Origin of the sequence: Citrobacter sp. RHBSTW-00986 (assembly GCF_013783065.1) — a bacterium.
GTDB lineage: Bacteria > Pseudomonadota > Gammaproteobacteria > Enterobacterales > Enterobacteriaceae > Citrobacter > Citrobacter braakii.
In genome coordinates this window covers 1,468,703-1,483,779 of sequence record NZ_CP056200.1, presented here as the reverse complement: position 1 = coordinate 1,483,779, position 15,077 = coordinate 1,468,703, and the positions used below count along the sequence as shown (strand labels likewise).

The 15,077-nt window shown below is 56.6% G+C and carries 15 protein-coding genes; all 15 read right to left on the bottom strand.

Annotated elements, in window-relative coordinates; genetic code table 11:
• Positions 1–7: 7 nt before the first annotated feature.
• Entirely contained in the window at positions 8–904 is an 897-nt protein-coding gene (eutC, locus tag HV345_RS07275; RefSeq protein ID WP_181636434.1) for an ethanolamine ammonia-lyase subunit EutC, read from the bottom strand.
• Positions 905–924: 20 nt separating this feature from the next.
• Positions 925–2,286: an ethanolamine ammonia-lyase subunit alpha gene (eutB, locus tag HV345_RS07270; RefSeq protein ID WP_003038029.1), complete on the bottom strand. Its 1,362-nt coding sequence runs from the start codon at positions 2,284–2,286 to the stop codon at positions 925–927.
• A gap of 11 nt (positions 2,287–2,297) precedes the next feature.
• Positions 2,298–3,701 carry an ethanolamine ammonia-lyase reactivating factor EutA gene (eutA, locus tag HV345_RS07265; RefSeq protein ID WP_153690157.1) on the bottom strand — a complete coding sequence of 468 codons (1,404 nt, stop codon included), beginning with the start codon at positions 3,699–3,701 and terminating at the stop codon, positions 2,298–2,300.
• Entirely contained in the window at positions 3,698–4,930 is a 1,233-nt protein-coding gene (gene eutH / locus HV345_RS07260; protein WP_016153950.1) for an ethanolamine utilization protein EutH, read from the bottom strand. The genes eutA and eutH overlap by 4 nt, the downstream gene beginning before the upstream one ends.
• Positions 4,931–4,957: 27 nt before the next feature.
• Complete coding sequence (eutG, locus tag HV345_RS07255) at positions 4,958–6,145, bottom strand: ethanolamine utilization ethanol dehydrogenase EutG (protein WP_016153951.1); 1,188 nt, start codon at positions 6,143–6,145, stop codon at positions 4,958–4,960.
• Positions 6,135–6,974, bottom strand: coding sequence for an ethanolamine utilization protein EutJ (eutJ, locus tag HV345_RS07250; RefSeq protein ID WP_016153952.1), 840 nt, complete (start codon positions 6,972–6,974; stop codon positions 6,135–6,137). Before eutJ ends, eutG begins: the two co-directional genes overlap by 11 nt.
• A 12-nt stretch (positions 6,975–6,986) precedes the next feature.
• Positions 6,987–8,390 carry an aldehyde dehydrogenase family protein gene (locus tag HV345_RS07245; RefSeq protein WP_016153953.1) on the bottom strand — a complete coding sequence of 468 codons (1,404 nt, stop codon included), beginning with the start codon at positions 8,388–8,390 and terminating at the stop codon, positions 6,987–6,989.
• An 11-nt stretch (positions 8,391–8,401) separates the two neighbouring features.
• Entirely contained in the window at positions 8,402–8,689 is a 288-nt protein-coding gene (eutN, locus tag HV345_RS07240) for an ethanolamine utilization microcompartment protein EutN (RefSeq protein WP_016153954.1), read from the bottom strand.
• Between the two features lie 114 nt (positions 8,690–8,803).
• Complete coding sequence (gene eutM, locus HV345_RS07235; RefSeq protein ID WP_003835054.1) at positions 8,804–9,097, bottom strand: ethanolamine utilization microcompartment protein EutM; 294 nt, start codon at positions 9,095–9,097, stop codon at positions 8,804–8,806.
• Positions 9,098–9,133: 36 nt separating this feature from the next.
• A complete protein-coding gene (gene pta, locus HV345_RS07230; protein ID WP_016153955.1) occupies positions 9,134–10,150 on the bottom strand; it encodes a phosphate acetyltransferase in 1,017 nt (338 codons plus the stop codon).
• Positions 10,147–10,950, bottom strand: coding sequence for an ethanolamine utilization cob(I)yrinic acid a,c-diamide adenosyltransferase EutT (gene eutT / locus HV345_RS07225; RefSeq protein ID WP_046275200.1), 804 nt, complete (start codon positions 10,948–10,950; stop codon positions 10,147–10,149). Before eutT ends, pta begins: the two co-directional genes overlap by 4 nt.
• 9 nt (positions 10,951–10,959) lie before the next feature.
• Entirely contained in the window at positions 10,960–11,661 is a 702-nt protein-coding gene (gene eutQ, locus HV345_RS07220; RefSeq protein ID WP_019077359.1) for an ethanolamine utilization acetate kinase EutQ, read from the bottom strand.
• Positions 11,639–12,118, bottom strand: coding sequence for an ethanolamine utilization acetate kinase EutP (gene eutP, locus HV345_RS07215; protein ID WP_016153958.1), 480 nt, complete (start codon positions 12,116–12,118; stop codon positions 11,639–11,641). Before eutP ends, eutQ begins: the two co-directional genes overlap by 23 nt.
• 12 nt (positions 12,119–12,130) lie before the next feature.
• Complete coding sequence (gene eutS / locus HV345_RS07210; RefSeq protein WP_003037995.1) at positions 12,131–12,466, bottom strand: ethanolamine utilization microcompartment protein EutS; 336 nt, start codon at positions 12,464–12,466, stop codon at positions 12,131–12,133.
• Between the two features lie 160 nt (positions 12,467–12,626).
• On the bottom strand, positions 12,627–14,906 hold the full coding sequence (gene maeB, locus HV345_RS07205) for an NADP-dependent oxaloacetate-decarboxylating malate dehydrogenase (RefSeq protein WP_016153959.1): 2,280 nt from the start codon (positions 14,904–14,906) through the stop codon (positions 12,627–12,629).
• Positions 14,907–15,077 lie beyond the last annotated feature (171 nt).

The window sequence follows — 15,077 nt, the reverse complement described above, 5'->3', positions numbered from 1 at the left end:
TGCCTCCTTAACGGGTCATATTGATGCCGGATGCTTTTTGCTCCAGCATGCGCTTGGCCAAATCCACAATGACCGCCGCCGCTTCAACCGGTGGCGTACCGCCCTGGTGAATGTTCGAGATACAGGTACGGTCAGCTTCAACGGTCGTCGCCACACACGGCGAATAGACGGCGTAGCAAGAAAGGCTTTCCGACTGGCCCAGGCCCGGACGTTCCCCAACCAGCAGGATCACCGCTTTCGCGCCCAGCAGTTCGCCGATCTGATCTTCGATTTTCACGCGACCATAGCGAACAAAGAACGGCGTCCCGACCTTCAATCCGGCCTGTTTTAAACCAGACAACAGCGGCGGCAGGATCTCTTCGTAGTTAGCGGTGATAGCGTCCGTAGACAGGCCATCAGAGATAATCACCTGCACATCCGGGTTCATTACACACTGTGATTTCAGCGCTTCAATGGCTTCCGCACTCAGACGGCGCCCCAGATCCGGACGCGTCAGATACAGGTTTTTGTCACTGATTTCCGAGCGCACTTCCAGCAGCCCCTGGGCTTTTACCCACTCTTCCGGCACTTCTTTCAATACCGTATCTTTCGAACGCGAGTGGTCGGCCAGGAAGCGCAGCAGCGCCTGGGTACGCGGACGTGGACCGGCTCGACCGGTACATACACGCGCCGCAGTGCTGCGACGCAGTTCAGTCAACACCTCTGCGCGGTGCGGATTCTCAACGCCAATCCACGCTTTAGCCTCGGCTGAGCCTAAATCCATCGCACAGCTTTCACCGGTCGGCGCGGCGCACTGGGTGGTGCTGCATTGCGCTTGTACTGCCGGCGCTTGCGCCTGCGGCTGCGACTCACCCATTGACGCCATCACGCTGCGTACAATTTCTTCAATCTGTTTTTGATCCATCGTGTGTCATCCCCGCGTCATCAGAAGAACAGTGACGGATCGCCCGCCCGTTTGGTCAGGCGACCGTTTGCCATAATGCCCATGGTTTCCAGCCAGCGTTCAAACTCCGGCGACGGACGCAGGTTCAGCAGCTGGCGCACGGTCGCGGTGTCGTGGAAGGCGGTGGTCTGATAGTTGAGCATGATGTCGTCACCGAGCGGCATGCCCATGATGTAGTTGCAGCCAGCGGTGGCGAGCAGAATCATCAGGTTTTCGTTGAGGTTCTGGTCAGCATCAGCATGGTTGGTATAGCAGCAGTCGCAGCCCATTGAGATGCCGCTCAGCTTGCCCATAAAGTGATCTTCCAGACCCGCGCGAATAATCTGACGGTCGTTGTAGAGATACTCCGGCCCGATAAAGCCGACAACGGTGTTCACCAGGAACGGATCGTAGTGACGCGCCAGACCGTAGTTACGTGCTTCCATCGTCACCTGATCGGCGCCGAAGTTAGCGCCAGCAGAAAGCGCAGACCCTTGTCCGGTTTCGAAGTACAGGCAGTTTTCCCCGGCGATACGGTTAAACTCAGCGCCCACTGCACGCGCTTCATCCAGCATGGCCAGCTCAACGCCAAACTCTTTTAAGCCTTTCTCGCTGCCGCAGATACTCTGGAAAATCAGCCCGCCCGGCGCGCCGCGACGAATGGCTTCGATCTGGGTAGTAACGTGCGCCAGGACGCAGCCCTGGGTCGGGATATTGAATTTGTCGATGACGCCGTACACGGTATCAAGTACGCGGCTTAAGTTTTCCACGTCATCTGTTACCGGGTTAACGCCAATCACCGCATCGCCCGCCCCGAAGGACAGCCCTTCGTAGATTTGTGCCGCAATACTCTGCACGTCATCACGGGTGTCGTTCGGCTGTAAACGACAGCTGAAGGTGCCCGGCAGACCAATGGTGGTGTTGGCCTTTTTGATCACCGGCATTTTCTTACCGCCGTAGATCAGATCCGCGTTAGAGCAGATTTTTGCAACCGCTGCGACCACTTCCGACGTTAATCCTTTGCGCGTAAACGCAATGTCATCAACGGAGGTTTCATCGCTCAGCACGTACTCGCGCAGCTCGCTGATACTCCAGTTTTTGATGCGGTTATAGGCCGTTTCGTTGACGTCGTCCTGAATCAGACGCGTCACGCAGTCCTCTTCATAGGAAATCACCGGGTTGTTGCGGATATCCGCTACCGTCATTTCCGACAGCACCTGTTTGGCCGCCACTCGCTCTTGCGAACTGGTTGCAGCTACCCCTGCCAGCACATCCCCCGAACGCAGTTCGTTGGCTTTTGCCAGCACCTCTTTAACATCCTTAAACTGATAAACATTGCCGAACAATGTGGTCTTTAGTTTCATAAGTCGTTCCCTCAGGAAGGAAATGCGAGTGATTTCACCGTCACCGGCACAACCGATCCGCCAAAAAGAGGCGTACCAATGTCGATATAGTCCCCCGCCCGGACAACCACCTCATCGATGACTGCCAGCGGGTGTTGCTGTAACTGTGGGCGTAACAGCATGCCCAGGGCTTTACCAAAATCCTGCTCGGCTACCACCAGCAGGGGATGCGGATTCGGATGGCGCGCGACAAAGGCCAGTAGCGCATCAATAACCATTAACAGCGCGGCGTAGCGCACCGGCAGCGAACCGGGCAGCGCCAGCACGTAAGCGTCTGTTTGCGGGTCCAGATCGAGCTGCATCAGCGCTTGTTGCCAGGCGGCCACCAAATCAGCCTCATCAACCGGAATCGCCACCGGCAGATTGCGCAGCGGAAGCGCCACACCTTCCAGCCAGATGGTGCTGCCCGAAAGCGACAGCGTATGCGCACCGGCGCCAATCACCGTGGCACGCACGGTTTGCGCCGGGAACTGCACGTTCATCTCACGCAGGCGCGGATGTTCATGCAGCGCCGTCGCTAACAGCGGCCCAATATCGGAAAAACAGAATGGATCGGCAGGCTGGTTGCGGTAGCACTCGCCCACCCCGCCGGACAACGTAATCACTTCCGGCTTCACACCCGTCGGCAACAGACCGGTTTGCATCAGCGCCTGCGCCAGCGGTGACAGCGTGCCGTCAATCACCTCAACGATCAGCGCCGCCATCCGTCGGGCCACCTGAACAAGCTGCGCCGCATTGAGGGTCCGGGCGTCGGTGCCTGGACCAAATACGTCATCAACAATCATCTGTCCTGGCTGATGCGCATGCACCACCCGCCCCTGACCGTCCGTTTCCAGCAGCCGTCCGCCGACGTTCAGGCAGGCCGAACCGCTGACTTTTCCGGCATCGAACAGGACGTAGTTCGACGTCCCGCCACCGATGTCGATATTCAGTACGCGGCACAACTTCTGCTCTGACAGGGTTTGAGCCCCTGCGCCGTGACCGGCAATCACTGATTCCAGATGCGGACCGGCGCTGGCAACCACGAAGTCCCCCAGCGACTGAGAGAGCGTCATCACCGCAGGTCGCGCGTTGCGGGTTTTGGCACTTTCTCCGGTAATGATGATCGCGCCGGAATCGACGGTCTCAGGCGCAATCCCCGCCGCCTGATACTGGGCGAGGATCAGCGCCTTAAGTTCGGCCTCTTTCAGCCCGCCCTGCTTATCAACGGGGGTAAAGAACACCGGGCTTTGCCAGCTAATTTCGCGTTTGATGAATTCGTAACGCGGCACCTGCGACACCGCCGCACGGTTGACCAGCTCAAGGCGCGAGAAGATCACCTGAGTGGTGGTGGTGCCGATATCGATACCGACGCTGAGTAGCTGGCGAGTATTCACGATTGCGCCTCCGGGTTGGTTTCTGCTGGTGCCGGAACATCTTCGTCTTTCGGTACCAACAGCATAGCCACACCAATCGCCGTCACGCCGCCAATCAGCTTGCCGACAATCATTGGGAAGATCATCGCGTTCATGTTGGCCGCGGCGAAACCTAAGTGGTCACCCAGAGCGAAGGCTGCGGAGACCGCAAAGGCGCAGTTGATCACTTTGCCGCGGGTATCCATATTCTTCATCATGCCGAACATTGGGATGTTGTTCGCCAGCGTCGCCACCATGCCCGCAGCCGCAATATTATTGATTTTTAACAGGTTACCAACGCTCATCAGCGGCTTTTCAAACCAGCGGGTCAGCAGCAGTACCATTGGGTACGCACCCAGCAGCACGCAGGAGATAGAACCGATAACTTCGATGGCGCGCATCACTTCACCCGGCTTGTCACCCGGTGCCATGAAGATAGGATCAAGACCCGGAATCAGTTCCCAGCCGAGCAGGAATTTGATTACCGCTGCCGCCAGACCGATGGTGATCAGCGCCACCAGGAATTTCGCGAAGATCTGGAAGCCGTTGATCATTTTTTCCGGGATGAATTTCAGTCCCAGCGCCACCAGCACGGCAACGATCAGCACCGGGATCATGTTCATCAGGATCAGTGCGAAGGTGAACTCCACCGGCTGCCCGTTGATTTCGACACCGGAGTACATCGCGATCAAACCACCCGCAATACAGCCAATCGGAATGGTGACGATCCCAGCCAGCACGCCCAGCGCCAGATAACGACGGTCGGACGGTTCAATAATCCCCAGCGCAACCGGAATAGAGAAGACCAGCGTCGGCCCCATCATCGCCCCGAGGATCAGGCCGGAGTACAGCCACGCCGCAACGTCGCCGCCCGCCAGTTCTTTCGCCAGGAAGAAGCCGCCCATATCGCACGCCAGCAGCGTTCCGGCAAACATCGACGGGTTCGCGCCCAACATTTCGTACAGTGGAATAATCACCGGCCCGAGCACATGCGCCAGTACCGGTGCCAGCGCGGTCATACCGACCATCGCCAGACCCAGCGCGCCCATCGCCATAAAACCTTCTTCAAACTGGCCGCCCGATCCCTCAATACTCTTCCCGAACTTACCGAGGAAGCGTGCCGAACCGCCGAACTGCGACAGGATCCTGTCCACGGCGGCAATCAGCATAAAGAACATCATGATGTACATGATGATTTCGTTAATTCCCATAACCTTCACTCCCTGTCATATGTGTATTTATTGTGCCGCCGCATACAACGCGATAATGTCGGCCTGCGTGGCGGTGCGTGGGTTACTGCGAATACAAATATCCTCCAGCGCGGCGTGAGCCCATGCGCTGTAATGCTCGGGCTTTGCCCCAACGTCAGAGAGTCGTTTGGTCTGGCCCACTTCGCTAATCAGCTCGCTGACGGCGTTGATGGCATCGCGATCGTCCGACTTCTTGTTGGTTAACGCCCGTCCGATATGGCTGAAACGCTCACGACACACCATGCGGTTGAAACCCATTACTGTGGGCAGCAGCATGGCGTTAGCCTGTCCATGTGGAATGTGCAGCGTCGCACCCGGCTGGTGCGCCATCGCGTGACACAGGCCCAGCCCCGCGCTGGAAAACGCCATCCCGGCCATACAGGAAGCCAGTAGCATGCTTTCTCGCGCCGCCAGATCCTGACCATAGCCAACGGCCTTCGGCAGCGATTTACCTATCATCGCAATCGCGCCAATCGCCAGACTGTCGGTAAACGGCGTCGCGTTCAGAGCGCTATACGCTTCAACAGCGTGCGTCAGCGCATCGATCCCGGTCATCGCCGTTACGTGTGCTGGCACACCTTCCGTCAGCGCGGCGTCAAGAATCGCCACATCCGGCATCAGGGTTGCGTGGGCCAGCACTTTTTTAAGCCCGGTCGCAGCGTCGATAATCACCGTGACATTAGTGGTTTCTGAACCCGTTCCTGCGGTAGTCGGTACGGCAATCAGCGGCAGACGCGGGCGTAACGCGCTGCTCTCGTCCATGTCAGCCAGCGTCTGGGTGGGATTGGTCACCAGCAACGCCACGGCTTTTGCGGCATCCAATACGGAACCACCACCAAAGGCCACTACGCCATCGCACTTCGATTCACGCAGTTGCGCGACCGCCGCGCAGACGTCCGTAATGCACGGTTCGCCCACCGGACATGGCCACAGCGTCATCGCCACGCCTTTCATCGCCAAGCTGCGTTCCAGTGCGGCGGTCATCCCCGCCTGGTGCAGGAAACTGTCGACCATGACGAACATATGCGTCAGGCCGCGCGTTTGTGCTTCCTGTCCGCAGGTACTGAGCGCACCCAGTCCACACAACGTAACCGGTGGAACGCTAAACGTTTTTACGCGTTGCAGATTCAGGGTATCGAATGCCTGAAAGAGCGCGGTCTGCAATTCAGCTTGCATAGATTCCTTCCGCTTTTTCTTTTCCGCTATTTGCAATCGCCAGCGGGGTCATAAACAGGCTGTGCTGGGGTAAATGCACCTGCAGTTCCGGGAAACGCTTACGAAACAGTTCATCAACGCCCGGCTGCATACAGGAACCACCGGCCAGCCATAAATCTGCCACGCCCTGTCCGGCAATATGGTGAGCCACAATTTCCGCCATTTTTTCGTAGACCGGCTTAACCACCGGCCAAATTTCTTTACCGTTGCTGCGTTTGTACTGCTCCGCCTCTTCCAACTGGATGCGACGGTTCCCGGCAAGCGTCAGAGAAATGTGGTGCCCGCCGGTCGCTTCATCGGCGGAGTAAGTCACCTTGCCTCGCTTCACAATCGCAATCCCGGTGGTACCGCCACCGATATCCACCACGCCAGCGTTATCAAGCTGCAACAGGTCTGCCACCGCGGTCGGTTCGTCGAGCACATGACTGACTTCAAGCCCAGCAGATTCCAGCACGTTGATCGAGATCCGTGGGTCAGTTCCCGGTGGAAACGAGGTTGCCGCGTGGGTAAAGCGGCAACCCAACTGTTGTTCGAGCGTATCGAGATGGCGACGAACGATGGTCACCGCACCGAAGAAATCCCAGACGATGCCATCGCGCACGACGTCGGCCCAGTCCAGGCAAACCGCAACCGGCTGTCCGTCACTGTCGACAACCATCGACACCACATCACACGTCCCCAAATCCACGCCCAGCCACAGCGGTGAATCGCTCTTTACGGGCGTCTGGTTACATAGCGTTGCCGCTTTTAGCAATCTGGGTGTCAGCCAACGTTGTTCGTCGTGCGCCATGTCGTTCACTCCTTATACAATTCTGAAGGCATCCACCAACACACAGCGACGCAGACGTACAAATGTGCGTGCGCTGGTCACCCCTTCCCCGGTTGGCGTGGTAATGGTCATCGTGGTCCAGCCTTCGCCGCCGAGTCCAAGACCGGCAATGCACGGTCCGTTCTTAACGAAAATGCTGGTATCAATGGCGTTTGCCATGCGGTTCATGTTGTCGATATTGCGCGAGTGCATCGCCGCCGTATGGTGACAGCCGCCTTCAAGCTTGACCGCCAGCTCAATGGCCTCATCGACGTTGGCGACCCGCACGACCGGCAGAACCGGCATCATCAGTTCGGTTACGGCAAACGGGTGAGTCGCAGAGGTTTCGACGAACAACAGCCGGGTTTGCTCCGGTACGTTCAGACCAATCGCCGCAGCGATTTTTCCTGCGTCGCGGCCAACCCAGTCACGACTGACCGTGCCTTTACCGCGTTCATCGACATTTTTCAGCAGCACCGGTTGCAGCTGTTCGGCCTGAGCCGTGGTCAGCTTGACTGCATGCTGGCTTTCCATCAGACGCATCAGCTCATCAGCGACGCTATCGACCACGATCAGCACTTTTTCGTCGGCGCAGATAATGTTGTTGTCAAACGAAGCGCCTTTGACGATCGACTGGGCTGCGCGTGCCAGATCAGCCGTTTCATCAACCACCACCGGCGGATTTCCCGCACCGGCGGCAATCAGACGTTTGTTGGTGTGCTTACGCGCGGCATCCACTACGGCTTCACCGCCGGTCACCACCAGCAGGCCGATGCCTGGGTACTTAAACAGACGCTGGGCGGTTTCAATATCCGGATTGGCCACGGTAACCAGCAGGTTTGCCGGTCCGCCTGCTGCAACTACCGCCTGGTTAAGCAGAGTGATAGCGCGCTGAGACACGCCCTTGGCAGCCGGATGCGGTGCGAAGACCACGCTGTTGCCAGCCGCAATCAGGCTGATGGCGTTGTTAATAACGGTCGCAGCCGGGTTGGTGGACGGTGTCACCGAGGCCACCACGCCCCACGGCGCATTTTCAATCAGCGTCAGGCCGTTATCACCGGTCAGAACCTGTGGAGACAGGCATTCCACGCCCGGCGTGGCGCGTGCCTGCGCCACATTTTTGGCAAATTTATCTTCAACGCGTCCCATGCCGGTTTCTGTGACGGCAAGTTCCGCTAATTCTCGGGCATGTTTTTCGCCCGCCTCACGTAGAGCCGTGATAGCCAGTTGGCGCATGGCAACGCTTTTCAGCCCTTGCTGGGCCAGTTTTGCTGCCGCCACTGCGTCATCCAGGGAGGCAAAAACGCCCATTTCTTGAACGGCACTGACGGGTTGGCTGCTGTCTTTCATTTTCAGCAGCACCGCTTTCACGACCTGTTCAATATCCTGTTGATTCATGATTTTCTGCCTTATTTATGGAAGATCACCTGACCACCTGCCACCACTTCATCAACAATGCCAATCACGCACAGATCGACAGGTGATGATTCGTTACGGTGCGCCTGACGGGCTGAGCTTCCGCTGACCAGCAGCACCCACTCTCCGGTTCCCGCCCCAATGCTGTCGATAGCAACAGCACATTGCCCGTCGGGATTTCCGCAGGCATCAATCATTTCCACCATCAGCAACTTGTCGTGCGCGAGCCCCTGATGGCGTACGGTACAAACAATTTGTCCTGTGACGATTGCCAGTTTCATACGCGCCTCCGTGGCATATTTCAGGTAAAACCTCCCCCTACCCTCCGCAGAAGGTAATGTGAAAAGGAGAGAGGGTGACGCCAGCAATGAAGTCTGTGGCGTCACATGGACGACTTACATGTCGTTGCTGTCGCCTTTAAAGCTGATCGGGAACACTTCTTCCAGATCGCCATGCGGACGCGGGATTACGTGTACGGAAACCAGCTCACCAATACGCTGTGCAGCAGCAGCACCAGCATCCGTTGCGGCTTTACATGCCGCTACGTCGCCACGGACCATTGCAGTAACCAGACCGCCGCCGATCTGCTTCACGCCGACCAGTTTCACGCGTGCCGCTTTAACCATTGCGTCAGAAGCCTCAATCAGTGCAACCAGGCCCCGGGTTTCAATCATTCCTAATGCTTCCATTGTGTTTTCCTCTCATTAAGGGGTCCAGAACGGGACCTAAACAACCAGTGTGTGTGAGGCGTTTTCACGACTCATGTCAGTCTGACGCGGCACTGCTGCCACCAACGCCAGTTCAATAATTTCCTGTACGCTACAGCCGCGAGAGAGGTCATGAAGCGGTGCGGCAAGCCCTTGGATCAACGGACCTACGGCACGATACCCTCCCAGACGCTGGGCGATTTTGTAGCCAATATTGCCTGCCTCCAGCGATGGGAAGACCATCACATTGGCATTGCCCTTTAACGGACTGGCGGGCGCTTTTTGCGCGGCGACATCCGGAACAAAGGCGGCATCAAATTGCAGTTCCCCATCCACGGTAAGCTGCGGGGCACGCTCACGAACGATCTCCGTAGCCTGCTGCACGTTAGCGACGTTAGGATGACGAGCACTGCCTTGACTTGAAAACGACAGCATGGCCACACGCGGTTCTTCACCGGTGATCGCCTGCCATGTCTGCGCGCTGGCAATCGCAATATCCGCCAGCTGTGCGGCTGTGGGCTGCGGCACCACGCTGCAATCGGCAAACCCTAATGCCGGCCCGAGGTACTGCGGCAGCATCAGGAAAATTGACGACAGCGTTTTACAGCCTGGCTGTAGCCCAATAATGCGTAACCCAGCGCGCAGCACGTTTGCTGTCGACGACAAATTGCCCGCAATACAGACGTCAGCTTTACCCGCGCTAACCATGGCGGCGGCGAACATCAGCGGATCGTTGAGTTTTTCCAGCGCATCTGCAGGCGTTTTATCTCCCGCGCGGGCCAGCCAGCGCAGCGCAAACTCTTCACGCATGGACTGGTTGCTTTGCGGGTCGATAACCTGAATGCCATCCATCGCCACCCGATGGCTGAGGGCAAACTGGCGCAGCGCAAACGGACTGGCGACGAGAACAGGATGTGCCAGACCGTGCTGATGCAGGTAATTTGCCGCTTTCAACACCCGAACATCCAGCGCATCCGGGAACACCACCCGTGCAGGTGAGCGCTGGGCGAGTTGACGAGCACGTTCAATGATCATTGCTTCTCCCCCAGTCGCTGTTGAATTTGGCTAACCGTCAGTGGATGCTTCGCTACGCTCAGTATCATCATCACGTAGACCGTACTGGAAAGGCGATTGAGCGCCTGCATGATGTCCGGTCGCATTACGTCAAAACTACGGGTGATGAATACCTGGGCCGCCACCGTCTCCGTTTCACGAACTTTGGTACGCAGCAGATTAAGCAACGCGCAATCACGGCCATGACTGGCTTCAGGCACCAGATGGTCGTGGTCCAGATAGCGCAGCGGCTGATGCGAAAGCCGGTGTAAATCTTCGTCGCTTAAACCGACGATAGCTTGTGCTGCCAGCGGCTCGTCGATAGCGTCGGCGCGCATAATGTTGCCCAGACGCGAACGGATATCCGCCAGCCATGGCTGCCACGGTTCCGCCAGCTCTATCTGCAACCACACGGCCAGGGCGATGGTGCTGTCCAGCGCGGCGCGAAATCCCAGGCGCGGGTCACTTTTAGCGACCATCTTGTCCGCTGTCAGATGCGTCAGCGTGTCTGCTTTCTTCACCACCGGTTGATGACACAGTTCGCAACTGGCCTGTGGATGCGTATCGCTGCTGGTTAAACCATGCACCGGCTGCGGCTGCTGTTCTTCGTCATCAATAAACAGGCTGCCCTGCTCGTCGATATACTTAATACGCAGATGTCGGCTTTCCAGTAATTCCCGGGCAGATGGCGTCAGGCGAGCGTCAGCGGGGAGATGAATTTCAGCCCCTTCGCTGAGCGTATGATTCGCTCTGAGCCATGCTTCGGTAATGAAATCCTTCATACATCCGCCTTAGCAGGACTGCCAGTTCGCAGGCCAGGCCACATACAGAAATTTCACCGTCGATGGCGTACCAAATTCGATGCTGGAGCCTTTCGGGATAAACATCACGTCCCCGGCTTTAGCAATCATGGTTTCGCCTTCGTGGCGAACGTGCAGCTCGCCTTCCAGAATCATGTCGATTTCGTCGTAGTTCAGCGTCCATGGGAAAAAAGCGTTATCCCACTGCATGAACCCGGCGGCCATGCTGCTACCGTCCTGGTCGGTCACCAGATCGGTTAAACCCACGCAGTGCGGCTGTGCGCCGTCAAAACGACCAAACTTCACGCTGCTGCCGTCGATGACTTTGACGCCGCCTTTGCCGGTCACAGAGTTAAAGCTCGGCTGCATTCCGCCCTGCTCCAGCGACTGTTTCTCCTTCATGACTTTGTCCATCAGTTGGGCGACCAGGCTTTCGGTAAACTGCCCTTCCGGTAACTGCGCAATGATGGTTTCGCGAATGCGCTGGCTTTCCGTTTTGCCATCATTCACCGCAGCCGGTGCAGCAGCAGCGGTTGGCGCGGATTCATCGCATTCACTGATGGTGACGCCCAGCAGCTCCGCAACTTCGCGCGCCTCCGGGGTGATGATGCTGGCGCGCAGAACAACCGACACTTCCTGTTCGCCGCGTGCGTGGGCCGCACGAATATCGTTAGCTGTGATGAGTTTTTTCACCTGCCCTTTCCTCCTTTTGGCTGAGCTCAGTCAGATAATCCACCAGGTGCTGCACGCTGCGCGGGTCATGGCTGTTGAGTTCGAAAATCGGCTCCTGGAACCCTATCCCGCGAAGTAGTTGTCGCGTTGCGGCGACGTCGGCATCCGGCATGTCCGTTTTGCTGATAACGGCGATTTGTCGTTTACTGGCGCCGATATCCAACAGCCCGGCAGGTAAGCGACTTTCTTTATCATTTGCCGCGTGTATATAAATCAACGTATCAACATCCTGCAGCGTGGTAATTAAGGCGTGATACCAGCGCGGATGGCTAAAATATTCTCCTGGCGTGTCGATATCGCCATTTTCATTAAACTCCACGGCCTGTGTTTTTCTGGCGAGGGAATAATTTCCCTGTAGCGCATTAAAGAGCGTTGTTTTCCCCGCCCCCACCGTACCGACAAACGCAATACGTTTCATCGCCGCCTCTGATTAACTTTTTGTCAGGTTGCACAAAGTGAAATTTAATAACCGACCCAGACCGCTTACCGTCTGTAATAACGCTTCTTCTACCGCGCCTACCGAGCCGTAGATGACCAGCGCACCGCTGAATCGATCGAGAAAGCCGATATGTACATCTGCCGCCTTCATAGCTAAGTCACCGGCAATCATGGCGGTTTCGCCTGGCGTCAGCGTCATGATGCCGATAGCGCCCGCTTCGGGAACGCCGATCTTTTTCGCCAGTTCCTCGCCGGGGTGCGCAATGAGATGCGCCAGCGTAACCTGTTTCCCCGGCACAAATTCCTGAATAATGCGTTCTTTTTCCATTGCTCACCGCCTCCGCTAAAACTGCCCTCATCGTGGCAATTTTTTGTCAGAGTAAATAACAAAATTCGGCAACCATGTTTAAAAGGTGAAGTGGATCACTAAGAAAGGGGAAATAAAAAGGCGCGGGAGAAACCCGCGCCGGAAATAAATTAAAGTGAAATTACAGCGGCTGAGTTTGGGCTTCTACGACCGCCAGTGCCACCATATTAACGATACGACGAACAGATGCGATCGGCGTTAATACGTGAACCGGTTTCGCAACCCCCATCAGCACCGGGCCGACCGTTACGCCTTCAGAGCTGGAAACACGTAGTAAGTTGTAACTAATACGGGCAGCTTCCATATTCGGCATCACCAGAATATTCGCTGAGCCTTTCAGCGGACTGTCCGGCATGCGGTCATGACGGATGCTTTCCACCAGCGCGGCATCGCCGTGCATTTCGCCATCAATCATCAACTCTGGCGCACGCGCCTTAATCAGCTCCAGCGCTTCGCGCATTTTGCTGGCCGACGGACAGTTAGATGAACCAAAGTTGGAGTGCGACAGCAGCGCCACCTTCGGTTCGATACCAAAGCGGCGCACGGTTTCTGCCGCCATCACGGCGATTTCCGCCAGTTGCTCCGGCGTAGGATCGTCGTTAACGTAGGTATCGGCGATAAAGGTGTTACCGCTTGGCAGCAGCAAGGCGTTCATCGCCCCGGCAGTATGCACGCCATCGCGATGACCAAACACCTCTTTCACTACGCTGAAGTGCTCATGGTAGTCACCTATCGTACCGCAGATCATTGCATCCGCTTCGCCGCGCTGCACCATGATCGCGCCGATCACCGTGGTGTTGGCAATTACCGCACGCTGCGCCTGCTCCTGGGTAATACCACGACGTTTCATAATCTGGTAGTACTCGCTCCAGTACTCTTTAAAGCGCGGATCTGACTCATTGTTGACGATCTCAAAATCGACGCCCGCTTTGATCTGCAGACCCAGTTTTTGGATACGCATTTCGATAACGCTCGGACGACCGATCAGGATCGGTTTCGCCAGACCTAAAGTGATTAGCTCCTGCGTGGCATGCAGTACACGCGCCTCTTCCCCTTCAGTCAGCACCACGCGCTTCGGCGCTTTGCGTGCCAGGGAGAAAATCGGCTTCATGAACAGGTTGGTTTTGTAGACAAATTCGGTCAGCTTATCGATGTAAGCGTCAAAGTCGGCAATCGGACGCGTTGCCACACCGGAATCCATCGCCGCCTTCGCCACCGCAGGGGCGATTTTGACGATCAGACGCGGGTCGAACGGTTTCGGAATGATGTATTCCGGCCCGAAGCTCAGGTCCTGGTCACCATAGGCGGAGGCCACCACTTCGCTCTGCTCGGCGTGCGCCAGCTCAGCAATGGCGTGTACCGCAGCCAGTTTCATCTCTTCGTTGATGGCGGTAGCGCCGACGTCCAGCGCGCCGCGGAAGATGAACGGGAAACACAGGACGTTGTTAACCTGGTTCGGGTAGTCGGAACGGCCGGTACAAATGATGGCGTCAGAACGCACCTCTTTCGCCAGCGGCGGCAGGATTTCCGGTTCCGGGTTGGCGAGGGCCAGGATCATTGGCGCACGCGCCATCTTCTTAACCATTTCCTGCGTCAGCACTTTCGGGCCAGAGCAACCGAGGAAAATGTCTGCGCCGTCAATGACATCATCCAGCGTACGTTTACCGTCATCCACCACTGCGTAAGCCGCTTTGGTTTCCGCCATGTTTGGTTCACGATCTTTGTAAATCACCCCTTTGGAGTCGCAGACCACAATGTTGTGTTTCTGCATACCCAGCGCCACCAGCAGGTTCATACAGGCAATCGCCGCCGCACCTGCACCGGACACCACCATACGCACATCAGAGATATTTTTCTCAACCACCCGCAGACCGTTAAGGATTGCGGCAGTACTGATGATTGCCGTGCCGTGCTGGTCATCATGGAATACCGGAATATTCATGCGCTCACGGAGTTTTTGCTCAATGTAGAAGCACTCCGGCGCTTTGATATCTTCGAGGTTAATGCCTCCAAACGTTGGTTCAAGCGCCGCTACCACGTTGATAAATTTATCCGGATCGAGTTCATCAACTTCGATGTCGAACACGTCAATCCCGGCGAATTTCTTAAACAGAACGCCTTTACCTTCCATCACTGGTTTACCGGCCAGCGCGCCAATATTACCCAGGCCCAGAACCGCAGTACCGTTGGAAATAACCGCAACCAGGTTGCCGCGTGCGGTGTATTTGTAGGCTGCCAGCGGGTCCTTTTCAATTTCAAGACACGGTGCAGCCACGCCCGGCGAGTAGGCCAACGCGAGGTCGCGCTGGGTTGCCAGAGGCTTGGTCGGAGAAACCTGGATTTTACCGGGTACCGGAAATTCGTGGAAATCGAGGGCGCTTTGTTTTAACTGGTCATCCATCTTGTTGTTCCTTTCACGTATCTATCAAAAAAGTGGCGCGGGTAACCATTCTACTGAGCCGCACATTATCACCTCAGTCAACGGCACAAACTTTGAAGGTCCCCATACTCTCACCATTCAAAGAAAGAATTTGTTATCAATTTATAACATCTATGTTACCTGCTTAAGCCA

Coding starts and splice junctions, on each gene's coding strand:
- eutT (WP_046275200.1), bottom strand. CDS start 10,950: ATGAAGGATTTCATTACCGAAGCATGGCTCAGAGCGAATCATACGCTC.
- eutB (WP_003038029.1), bottom strand. CDS start 2,286: ATGAAACTAAAGACCACATTGTTCGGCAATGTTTATCAGTTTAAGGAT.
- eutN (WP_016153954.1), bottom strand. CDS start 8,689: ATGAAACTGGCAATCGTCACAGGACAAATTGTTTGTACCGTACGCCAT.
- maeB (WP_016153959.1), bottom strand. CDS start 14,906: ATGGATGACCAGTTAAAACAAAGCGCCCTCGATTTCCACGAATTTCCG.
- eutG (WP_016153951.1), bottom strand. CDS start 6,145: ATGCAAGCTGAATTGCAGACCGCGCTCTTTCAGGCATTCGATACCCTG.
- HV345_RS07245 (WP_016153953.1), bottom strand. CDS start 8,390: ATGAATCAACAGGATATTGAACAGGTCGTGAAAGCGGTGCTGCTGAAA.
- eutP (WP_016153958.1), bottom strand. CDS start 12,118: ATGAAACGTATTGCGTTTGTCGGTACGGTGGGGGCGGGGAAAACAACG.
- pta (WP_016153955.1), bottom strand. CDS start 10,150: ATGATCATTGAACGTGCTCGTCAACTCGCCCAGCGCTCACCTGCACGG.
- eutC (WP_181636434.1), bottom strand. CDS start 904: ATGGATCAAAAACAGATTGAAGAAATTGTACGCAGCGTGATGGCGTCA.
- eutH (WP_016153950.1), bottom strand. CDS start 4,930: ATGGGAATTAACGAAATCATCATGTACATCATGATGTTCTTTATGCTG.
- eutM (WP_003835054.1), bottom strand. CDS start 9,097: ATGGAAGCATTAGGAATGATTGAAACCCGGGGCCTGGTTGCACTGATT.
- eutJ (WP_016153952.1), bottom strand. CDS start 6,974: ATGGCGCACGACGAACAACGTTGGCTGACACCCAGATTGCTAAAAGCG.
- eutS (WP_003037995.1), bottom strand. CDS start 12,466: ATGGAAAAAGAACGCATTATTCAGGAATTTGTGCCGGGGAAACAGGTT.